Raw genomic sequence first — 10,390 nt, forward strand, 5'->3', positions numbered from 1 at the left:
TTCTACATGATTTAAGGATTATAAGATGAATGTATTAGTAATCGGTGCTGGCGGTCGTGAACACGCGTTGGCATGGAAAGCGGCTCAGAACCCAAATGTTGAGACGGTTTTCGTTGCACCTGGTAATGCGGGTACAGCTCTTGAACCTAAGCTAGAAAACGTAGCGATCGGTGTAGAAGACATCGCAGCGCTGGTTGCCTTCGCGAAAGAAAAAGCGATCGAGCTGACGATTGTTGGTCCTGAAGCTCCTTTAGTTATTGGTGTGGTGGATGCATTCCGCGCAGCAGGCTTGCCTATCTTTGGTCCTAGCGAAGCTGCCGCGCAGCTAGAAGGCTCAAAAGCCTTCACTAAAGACTTCCTGGCTCGCCACAACATTCCTACAGCGGCTTACGCTAACTTCACGGAAATTGAGCCAGCATTGGCTTACGTTCGCGAACAAGGCGCACCAATCGTTGTTAAGGCTGACGGTCTTGCAGCGGGTAAAGGCGTTATCGTTGCGATGACACTACAGGAAGCAGAAGACGCCATAAAAGATATGCTGGCAGGCAACGCGTTTGGCGAAGCAGGCAGCCGTGTGGTGATTGAAGAATTCCTAGATGGCGAAGAAGCCAGCTTCATCGTAATGGTCGATGGCAAGAACGTTCTGCCAATGGCCACCAGCCAGGACCACAAACGTGTTGGCGATAAAGACACGGGTCCTAACACCGGCGGCATGGGTGCCTACTCTCCGGCCCCTGTCGTAACACAAGAAATTCATAACCGCATCATGGAAGAGGTGATCTACCCTACCGTGAACGGCATGGCTTCTGAAGGTCACCCATACACAGGCTTCCTGTACGCGGGCTTGATGATCGACAAAGACGGCACACCGAAAGTGATCGAATACAACTGCCGCTTCGGTGATCCAGAAACTCAACCTATCATGATGCGCATGGAATCGGATCTGGTTGAGCTTTGTCTGGCAGCGATCGATGAGAAACTGGACCAAGTGGAATCCAAATGGGATCCACGTGCGTCAATCGGTATTGTTCTGGCAGCAGGTGGTTACCCAGCGTCTTACAACAAGGGCGATGTCATCTCTGGTCTTCCTCAACAGGAAGTGAACGGAGAGAAAGTATTCCACGCAGGCACAGACAACAAAGATGGCGACATCGTGACTAACGGTGGTCGTGTACTTTGTGCAACAGCACTTGGCAATACGGTTTCTGAAGCTCAGCAACGTGCGTACGAACTGGCGAAGCAAATCAGCTGGGAAGGCATGTTCCATCGTAATGACATTGGCTACCGTGCCATTGCTCGTGAGCAAGAGAAATAATCTCAAGGCTCAGATGTGAAAAAGGCGCTCAGTGAGCGCCTTTTTTGTATTCGATATTTTTAATCAGTTTTGCTCGATAAAAGATGGTCGCTTGATGCAATCCTGACTGTCTTCCGCCAACATCAGCAGATCGTTAACGGATAGCGTATTCAAGTCCTTACGACCTATAAACGCAACATAACTGTCGACCGATGACAAGCGGTTGACCACAAAGCTTGGAAGCGTCTGGTTAAACGCAAGCTTTTCGTATTCCCTGTCATCACAGGTCTCGAATGTTTCGCCATCCCAGTACCCCTGAATGAGTTCAAGGCTATCTTTTTCCTGCGACTCCGTCGTCTCTACCACAAACGCCGCTTCTTCCTGATAGCGCTGAATTTGCTTTTCAGGCACGGGAAGTACTTTTCCATCAACCCGATATTGCTGATAGACAGCCTCACCAGAAGCACTGAAACGTAAATGGACACGATAAGGCACGAGCTCTAGCTCGTCATTGGTGCGGTAACCTTTTCGAATCAACTCACGCAGAGTATCGCCTTGCCACGCATAGTCCGTATGGTAGTAGCCATAGTCTCCCGATGACACGTAATCCGCCGCCGAATAGGCACTGCCTAGTCGTTTGGTAAACCAATAAAAGCTTGTAGAATCCCCAATAGATTGCCCGCCAGAATAGTATGCATACTGGTTAGCTTGAGGTACGTTGGAACTGGAAGAACAACCGACTAACGCCGCTAGCAATAGAGGTGCGTAAAGAAATCGCTTCATAAAATAACTACGCCGAGTAAAAACTCGGCGTAGTATAGATTAGTTCACTGATTCTTTCAGTGCTTTACCAGCGACAAATGCTGGAACATTTGCTGCTGCGATTTGAATCTCGGCGCCAGTCTTAGGGTTGCGACCAGTGCGAGCTGCACGATGGTTTACTTTGAATGTACCAAAACCGATAAGTTGAACCTGGTCACCCTCTTTAAGAGCTTCAGTCACTCCGCCTAGAGTCGCTTCAAGAGCTGCTTTTGCTTGTGCTTTAGATAGATCAGCTTTTTCTGCGATGAAGTCGATGAGTTGGGTCTTGTTCATTAGGTTTCCCTTCTTGTATGTTTTTCGAAATCTAATTCACTGTAATCCATAAATACCTGTTGTGGCAAAGGTTTGTCGCCTCACTTTCGCTCTTCTGCCGAGTTTTTAACCAGATTATGAGCTTTACCTCACAATTTGTTACGACTTTTCTCACTATTAAGCTTGTTTTTCCGGCTTTCAGAACCGATTTATAGGCTAGTTGATAGTTAGCCTCTATTGGGAGCCTATTGATATCAACGACAATTATTGACTGTAGGAAACTATGTTACTGCTCGCTTTCTATGTCTCCATCGCGATTGGAGTCTCGTTCATCTGCTCCGTTCTGGAAGCGGTGTTGTTGAGTATTACCCCAAGTTACATTGCTCAGCTTCGCCAGCAAGGTCATCCATCAGCACAAAAGCTGTCGGAATTAAAAGAAGACATCGACCGACCTCTTGCTTCTATCCTGACGTTGAACACCATTGCACATACTATTGGTGCCGCAACGGCCGGTGCACAAGCCACTGTGGTGTTTGGCAGCCAATGGCTTGGTGTGTTCTCTGCGGTGCTGACTTTCGGTATTTTAGTCTTTTCTGAGATCGTGCCTAAAACCATCGGTGCGACTTACTGGCGTCAGTTGTCCCCAATGGCTGCAACCACTTTGCGGTGGATGGTATGGGCGCTAACTCCGTTCGTCTGGTTCTCAGAGCAAATCACTAAGCGCCTTGCGCACGGTCATCAGGCACCGAAAATGCGTGATGAGCTATCAGCCATGGCTATACTGGCAAAAGAGTCAGGCGAATTCGCAGAAGGCGAGTCGCGCATTTTGCATAACTTGCTGAACATTCAGGATGTGCCAGTAACACAGGTAATGACCCCTCGCCCAGTTGTTTTCCGTGTGGATGCAGAAATGACGATTGACGCGTTTTTGTCTGAGCATAAAGACACACCATTCTCCAGACCTCTGGTCTACAGCCAGCAGACGGACAATATTCTGGGATTCGTCCATCGCTTAGAGCTGTTTAAACTTCAGCAGTCTGGACATGGCAGCAAGCAGCTTGGAGCCGTCATGCGCCCCATTCATGTCATCCTTAACAAGATGGCGCTGCCAAAGGCCTTTGATCAGATGATGGCTCAGCGTGTGCAGCTAGCTCTGATTGTGGATGAGTACGGCACAATTCAGGGTATCGTGACACTGGAAGACATCTTTGAATACCTGCTTGGTGAAGAGATTGTCGATGAAGCGGATAAAGCCAGTGACATGCAGTTCCTGGCAAACAAGCGCTGGGAAAAGTGGAAAGAAACCCATGGCGTAATTGAAAGCCGTGATGAAGACGAGGAAGAACCTTCGGAAGACACCGCGAAGAAAGACTGAATCTAAGGCTCCTTAACAGGAGCCTTTTTATTGGGGTAATTCCGGTCCACAGGTTTTCAGGAAATCCAATAGTACCCGACACTTTCGCGGTAAGTACTGCTGTTTACGGTAATACGCAACAAACTCAAACTCCCGGCTTTGGGTATTGGTAACATCAACAGGCACCAATAAGTTGTTTTCCAGTTCCTTAGTTAGGATCAGAGCAGGCACGTAAATAATCCCCCTCCCCTGCAATGCTGCCTGAATCAGAATCTCCGTATTATCAGACCAAAGTTTCGGCTGAACTTGTACCTGTTCTCCACCAGCAAATTCCCATCTGGTTCTGGTGACCTGTTTGCCATAAGCAAGGCAAGAGTGCTGGGAAAGCGCTTCAATGCTATCTGGAACGCCGTGTTTTTCGAGATAAGCAGGTGATGCAAATAACTGGTTTACATAGCGATACAAAGGCACTCGCACAAACATGGACGAGTTGAACAACTCAATGTCCCGCGCTAATGAAATGTCCGCAAAACTTGCTGGTATCGCGTCGTAATCGACACTGCGTAAATCAAACTCGATATCGGGGTACTGCTCCGTAAAGCGCGCCAGATCTTTCATCAACACACGTGAATTTACCAAGGTTGGGGCAGCAATCGTTAATACGCCAGCGGGTTTGTCATTGAGGCGCGCAACCTCGGAAAGGAGCTCATTCCATTCAGAATCTATCCGACAAAAGGTCTGATAGAAGTACTCACCAGCTTCAGTGACTTCCAGTTTTCTGGTCGTTCTAATCAGCAATTGTACTCCGAGGCTGGATTCCAATTCTGCAATTTTCTTACTGATAACAGAAGGTGTTACTGCCAACGCTTTTGCTGCCTCCGCCATTGAGCCAAATTCGACCACCTGCCTGTATATCGATGCGTGCTTAAAATTCGCCATCCTTTCATTCCAAAATGGAAACTGATGCTTTCTATCTTCAGTAATTATTTTCAAATTAACAACAAATAGAATGCGTAAGTCTTAACAAACTCGAGAAGATAACGCTTAATTTAAGGAGCAACCATCAATGAAAAATGCGAATAGTGTGATTGAGACCGTTACCTGGCGTGCAAATGAAGGCGTGAGCGAAGAAGAGATGAAAAGTGCCGTGGAGCTCATGTTACTGGATTTAAAAAACCTACCTGGCTTTATTCATGAAACCTTATCTGTGAATGAGACGGGACAGTGGCTACAACTCTATTACTGGGAAACCGCCGAAGACGCACATAACTCCAATCAACTAATGGCAGATAAGCCCTCGTTCGCCAAGTTGATCGCTCTGATTCAGCCTGATTCGGTAGATATTCAAGTTTATGGCTGTATCCATGCTTCCTCTGCCATCAGTTTTGACTAAAAACTGTTGCCCTAGACAAGAAAAAGGCTCCGAAAGGAGCCTTAGTGCGATTAAACTGCCAACCCAATATTGCTGACCGGGTCATCACGGAGCTCTTGTCGCAGCTCTTTAACCAGTTCCACATCGCGCTCGACTGCGTCTTTCAAAGGTCGGAAAATCGCCCATTGCACATCCCATTCAGCGCACACGGCTTCATTTTCTTTCTGGTTGTCGTTGGTCACTTCTTCCCCAGACTGCGCTTCTTCCAAGTGCGCAACCGTATTGACAGACTGCTCGCTGATTTTCAGCATGGATTCAAACAGAGTGTCTCTGTCTAGCAAGCCATGCAGCAGAGTGGAAAGCGCAACGCACGCGTCAATCGCCGGGTAAACGCCATAGAAATCAAAATCATCCGCAGAAGGGATCAATTCTTCCAGTTTTTCTAGCTGACGCTCGAAGTTTACTTTCGCATTTTTAACCGTGAGTAACTCCCAAACACTGTCTAAGATATCTTTGTAGACACGTGATTCTGCAAACTCTGTGTTCTGGCAAAAAACCGCATAGTTGGGGTACATTCGCTCACAAAGAGACGCCATAAACGTTATTTGCTGCCAAGGCTCGAACTTTTCGAGGCGAATTTGGAGAGGATTCTGTAACATGGTGATCCAACGGTTGTAGAAAAAGACAGCGGAAGTGTACTTGATTCGCCAGAGGGAAAAAAGCAAGCCTATGAATAATTTCACCAACAAAGTCTATATCGCTTCGAAAGACCAAGCGGAATACGCATCACTAATCAACAATGCTCAGCTAGAAGACTTGGTCATCACTCAGGACAAAAGCCTTGCCAACATCGTTCTGGCCGATCCTCCACTCATTGTTAACGACCTCCCAAACCTGCCTAAACTGGAATGGTTACAGTCAACGTTTGCAGGTGTGGATGCGCTGGTCGTCAGTGGACTTCGTCAGGACTACGAACTGACCAATGTAAAAGGCATATTTGGTCAGCAGATTTCCGAATACGTGGTTGGCAACACGATTGAGTATTTTCGCCACTTTTCGACATACCAGCAACAACAGCTTAAATCTCAGTGGCAACCTCACCCTTATCAATCCTTAGCGGATAAATCGATTTTGGTACTCGGTACGGGCGACATCGGCTGCCATGTGGCCAAAGTCTGCAATGCACTTGGAATGAAAACGGGCGGGGTCAACCGAACGGGGATCCCGGCAAAAGCATCCCCATTCAAATACACTTTCCATATTGGGGAGTTCAAATCAGCGGTAAAAGACGCAGACATCATCGTCAGTACTTTACCTTCTACGCCCGATACCCGAGGCTATCTCAATGCCGCGCGCTTAGCTCATGCAGACAACGCGTTATTGTTCAGTGTCGGACGCGGCGATGTGCTGGTTGAAGACGACCTGATCCCTGCCATCGAAAATGGCAACATCGCTCATGCTTTTCTGGATGTGTTTGAACAGGAACCTTTGCCAAAATCGTCTCCATTCTGGTCGCATGACAAGGTTTCCGTCACCCCGCACATTGCCGCAGTGAGCTTTCCACACCAAGTTTTTGAGCAGTTCAAAGAAAACTACCTCAGATGGTATGACGGGTTTAAATTGCAAAATCGCGTCGACTTCAAGAAAGGTTATTGATGGTGTCGGCTCTGCCTTCTTTGTTGGCGGACATTCGCCAGTGCAAAGTTTGCGAACCTGAATTGCCATTGGGTGCTAACCCTGTGATTCAGGCTTCGGAGGAAGCGCGTTTACTGATCATCGGGCAAGCGCCCGGAACCAGAGTCCATAAAACCTCTATCCCTTGGAACGACCCAAGCGGCGATCGCCTGCGAACATGGCTGGATATCGACAAAGAGGTGTTTTACAACCCAACTAAGATCGCCATTATGCCGATGGGCTTATGCTATCCGGGAAAGGGAAAAAGTGGCGATTTACCACCAAGAAAAGAATGTGCGCCACTTTGGCATGCATCGGTTCTCGATTTGCTACCCAATATCGAAATGACACTGCTGATTGGTCAATATGCTCAGCAGTACTATCTTCAGAATCGCCCCAAGACCCTGACTCAAACCGTCGAGCAGTGGCAGCGTTGGGCACCAGAGTTTCTCCCATTACCTCACCCTTCTCCAAGGAACGCACTTTGGCTGAAAAAGAACCCCTGGTTTGAGTCGGAGACCGTCCCTTACATTCGGGGGATCGTTTCTCGAGTTTTATAGCTTTTGGATCATGATGATCTTAATAGACCTAAAGCTGTACACTCCACTTACTTTAGGTGACATTTCCAAAATAACCATCTGAAATTTATAGCATCGTCCCTTTTGTACAGCGAAACCACTATTTGGCCTATGATGATCCAAATACTATTTGACCTGCACAAAAAAGCGCGCCTGCAATGCAAAGCGCGCTTTGAGAAGACATTAAGAGTGTTACTTGTGATAAGGCTTAGAAAGCTCGTGTACCGCTTCAACGAACACGCCTGCGTTCTCAGGTGGCACATCAAGATGGATGCCGTGACCCAAGTTGAAGACATGCCCCGTTCCACCTTCACCAAAACCTTCTAAAATGGTGGCGACTTCTTCACGAATACGATCATGAGGTGCATAAAGCATAGACGGGTCCATATTGCCCTGCAGCGCAACTTTATCGCCTACACGAGCCTTCGCATCTGCAATATTGATTGTCCAGTCGAGCCCTACTGCATCACACCCTGTTGCTGCGATTTGCTCCAGCCACATGCCGCCATTTTTGGTGAACAGAGTTACTGGCACGCGACGACCATCGTTTTCACGAATCAAGCCGTCGACAATCTTATGCATGTACTGCAACGAGAACAGGTTGTAATCACGAGGGGTTAATACACCACCCCAAGTATCAAACACCATTACCGATTGTGCACCAGCTTTGATTTGTGCATTCAGGTACTCGATTACACTTTCTGCAAGCTTATCCAACAACGCATGCAACGTTTGAGGCTCGGCATACATCATCTTCTTGATTTTGGTAAAGGCTTTTGAACTTCCACCCTCGACCATGTAAGTCGCAAGTGTCCACGGGCTGCCAGAGAAACCAATCAGGGGAACATCACCATTCAGATCTTTACGGATCTGACGCACCGCATTCATCACGTACTGAAGTTCGCCTTCAGGATCTGGAATGCCAATTTTATCAACGTCCGCTTTGCAGGTGACTGGGTTGGTAAATTTCGGACCTTCGCCAGTTTCGAAGTACAGACCAAGCCCCATTGCATCTGGGATGGTCAGAATATCTGAAAACAGAATAGCAGCATCAAGAGGAAAACGACGTAGCGGCTGAAGAGTCACTTCCGAAGCCAGTTCTGCGTTTTTACATAGAGACATGAAGTCTCCTGCCTGCCCACGGGTTTCGCGATACTCTGGCAGGTAACGACCTGCCTGGCGCATCATCCAGACTGGGGTGTAATCTACTGGCTCTTTCAATAGAGCTCTTAGGTAACGATCGTTCTTTAGTTCAGTCATTCTGGCTTCTTCAATCGATTGTAAAGTCGCTATTCTACCACTTATCTCCATTATGGAAATCTGGGCTTTGCAACCTGGATCATGTTATTAGCGATAAAAATCAATGTGAAATTGATTCATTAGAAAGCGCATGTTACAAATTTGATCGCTAGCGAAAACTATAATATCTGGGTATACGAATACCCAGCATCTCATAACGACATCTTACTTACCCCTCCGGTTTCACCGGAGGTTTTTTTTATTTAAAAGCTCAACTTACAATTAATTATTAGCCACTTCCCGAATTAATGCTCGGGCAATTGTACCCTCTGGGGCAACCTCTGGTAATTCATCAAAACCAAACCACTGTGCATCCACCAGCTCCGTCTTGTCTAGCTTAATGTCACCGCTACGATAATCAGCAATAAACCCCATCATCAAACTGGAAGGGAATGCCCAGGGTTGACTGCCAAAGTAAGTAATATTGGAAACCTCTATCCCAGTTTCTTCTTTCACTTCCCGAGCGACGCATTGTTCCAGTGTTTCCCCCACTTCAACAAACCCTGCAATCACCGTATACATGCCACCACGATGGCGGTTGTGCTGCGCCAGTAAGATCTGATTCTCTTTACGAATAGCGACGATGATACAGGGGAAGATTCTAGGATAATGGAGCGTACGACAGTCACCACACTGCATAGCCAGTTGATTGAAGTTGAGATGGTTTCTTCCACCGCATTGAGGGCAAAAGCGCAGTGTTTGGCTCATGTGCCCAAATTGAATGGCACGACTGATCACCAAAAATAATTCTTCCGGGTAATGCAACAAGCTGCGAAGAGGAGTCATAGGTAAGACTTGCTCCACTTCCACATGATTCAGCCACACCACTTTCTTACTTTGGTAGTTGCCAATGACCTGCGCATTTTCTGCGTTTAAATTCAAAGAGCTGGCACTTCCTAGTGGTAGTGAGCCGTTCTCGATCCAAACTTCGCTTCCCTCGACAACACACCAATAAACTGGCTCTTCATTTTTGAACATGCCATACCCTCTTTGCTTGAAGTTCAACCATTTTACTGGCAATCTAATTTCTTACCAGAGTTTGTAGCTCAGTAAGATCCGATCTATAAATTCTATATAGAGCAAGAGATTGCATTTTAAATGGACTCCTCTGGTTTCAGAGGCTTAGATTGCTGATTGGCTAGTAATCAGATCATGAGGACATGGTCATGCTGAATAAATTCAAACAAGTACAAGAACAGTGGGGTGGCTCCAGCGAAGTCATCGATCATTGGCTCGATACACGTCAATCGCTGGTTGTGGAATATTGTGAGCTTGCAAAACCACAAACCGTTAAAGCGGCTGCCGTTTCAGGTCTGCCCTCTCCCCAAGAACTACAACGCTTCTGCCAACATCTCGTTGATTACATCTCTGAAGGTCACTTCAAAATCTACGATATGGTGATGGATCGCTGGAAATCGACTGGCTACTCACCAACCGATGAAATCAATGACACTTATGGAAAGATCGTACTCACAACCGATCCATTGCTGAACTTTACCGATAAGTACGCCACCATCGACGAAGAAGATCCGCTGAGCAAACTTGAAAGCGAGCTGTCATTGATTGGTGAAATCTTGGAAACTCGATTCGAAGTGGAAGACCAGCTCATCAGGTTGATAGCAGACAGTTTAGCCGTTCCACCGGGCGCTTAACTTACTGCTACACTCTTGCAGGGGTGTTAATCGCACTCCTGCTTTATCACATCTAAAAAAACGTTTCTCCAGAACACTCGGCTTACTTTTCTG

At 47.1% G+C, this 10,390-nt stretch carries 12 protein-coding genes; 6 read left to right on the forward strand and 6 right to left on the reverse strand.

Annotated elements, in window-relative coordinates; all coding sequences use genetic code 11:
- Positions 1–25: 25 nt before the first annotated feature.
- Complete coding sequence (gene purD / locus INR79_RS16925) at positions 26–1,315, forward strand: phosphoribosylamine--glycine ligase (RefSeq protein WP_022597897.1); 1,290 nt, start codon at positions 26–28, stop codon at positions 1,313–1,315.
- A 63-nt stretch (positions 1,316–1,378) separates the two neighbouring features.
- Here the strand turns inward: purD and INR79_RS16930 are convergent, their stop codons facing one another.
- Positions 1,379–2,077, reverse strand: a complete 699-nt coding sequence (locus INR79_RS16930) for a DUF1481 domain-containing protein (RefSeq protein WP_022590802.1) — start codon at positions 2,075–2,077, stop codon at positions 1,379–1,381.
- Positions 2,078–2,116: 39 nt separating this feature from the next.
- Positions 2,117–2,389 (reverse strand): nucleoid-associated protein HU-alpha, encoded by a 273-nt coding sequence (gene hupA, locus INR79_RS16935; protein WP_004402053.1) that lies wholly within the window; start codon positions 2,387–2,389, stop codon positions 2,117–2,119.
- Between the two features lie 262 nt (positions 2,390–2,651).
- Between hupA and INR79_RS16940 the strand changes: the two genes are divergently transcribed.
- Complete coding sequence (locus INR79_RS16940; RefSeq protein WP_022590803.1) at positions 2,652–3,743, forward strand: CNNM domain-containing protein; 1,092 nt, start codon at positions 2,652–2,654, stop codon at positions 3,741–3,743.
- A 27-nt stretch (positions 3,744–3,770) separates the two neighbouring features.
- Here the strand turns inward: INR79_RS16940 and INR79_RS16945 are convergent, their stop codons facing one another.
- Positions 3,771–4,661, reverse strand: coding sequence for a LysR family transcriptional regulator (locus INR79_RS16945; RefSeq protein WP_223095232.1), 891 nt, complete (start codon positions 4,659–4,661; stop codon positions 3,771–3,773).
- Between the two features lie 127 nt (positions 4,662–4,788).
- On the opposite strand from INR79_RS16945, the gene INR79_RS16950 reads away from it, so the two are divergent.
- Positions 4,789–5,115 carry a hypothetical protein gene (locus tag INR79_RS16950; protein WP_004402056.1) on the forward strand — a complete coding sequence of 109 codons (327 nt, stop codon included), beginning with the start codon at positions 4,789–4,791 and terminating at the stop codon, positions 5,113–5,115.
- A gap of 50 nt (positions 5,116–5,165) precedes the next feature.
- On the opposite strand, the gene INR79_RS16955 is transcribed toward INR79_RS16950, so the two are convergent.
- Positions 5,166–5,753 (reverse strand): YjaG family protein, encoded by a 588-nt coding sequence (locus INR79_RS16955; protein ID WP_223095234.1) that lies wholly within the window; start codon positions 5,751–5,753, stop codon positions 5,166–5,168.
- A gap of 70 nt (positions 5,754–5,823) precedes the next feature.
- On the opposite strand from INR79_RS16955, the gene INR79_RS16960 reads away from it, so the two are divergent.
- The gene (locus tag INR79_RS16960; protein WP_223095236.1) at positions 5,824–6,750 is read left to right on the forward strand and encodes a D-2-hydroxyacid dehydrogenase; all 927 of its coding nucleotides are present in this window, start codon (positions 5,824–5,826) and stop codon (positions 6,748–6,750) included.
- Positions 6,750–7,328, forward strand: coding sequence for a uracil-DNA glycosylase family protein (locus INR79_RS16965; protein WP_223095238.1), 579 nt, complete (start codon positions 6,750–6,752; stop codon positions 7,326–7,328). The genes INR79_RS16960 and INR79_RS16965 overlap by 1 nt, the downstream gene beginning before the upstream one ends.
- Positions 7,329–7,538: 210 nt before the next feature.
- On the opposite strand, the gene hemE is transcribed toward INR79_RS16965, so the two are convergent.
- Positions 7,539–8,606 (reverse strand): uroporphyrinogen decarboxylase, encoded by a 1,068-nt coding sequence (hemE, locus tag INR79_RS16970; protein ID WP_200766506.1) that lies wholly within the window; start codon positions 8,604–8,606, stop codon positions 7,539–7,541.
- Between the two features lie 261 nt (positions 8,607–8,867).
- Entirely contained in the window at positions 8,868–9,623 is a 756-nt protein-coding gene (gene nudC, locus INR79_RS16975; protein ID WP_200766505.1) for an NAD(+) diphosphatase, read from the reverse strand.
- A 182-nt stretch (positions 9,624–9,805) separates the two neighbouring features.
- Here nudC and INR79_RS16980 point away from each other — a divergent pair, with 182 nt between their 5' ends.
- On the forward strand, positions 9,806–10,297 hold the full coding sequence (locus tag INR79_RS16980; protein ID WP_038142123.1) for an Rsd/AlgQ family anti-sigma factor: 492 nt from the start codon (positions 9,806–9,808) through the stop codon (positions 10,295–10,297).
- Positions 10,298–10,390 lie beyond the last annotated feature (93 nt).

This window comes from Vibrio sp. SCSIO 43132 (assembly GCF_019904195.1).
In the GTDB taxonomy this organism is placed as follows: Bacteria; Pseudomonadota; Gammaproteobacteria; order Enterobacterales; family Vibrionaceae; genus Vibrio; species Vibrio nigripulchritudo.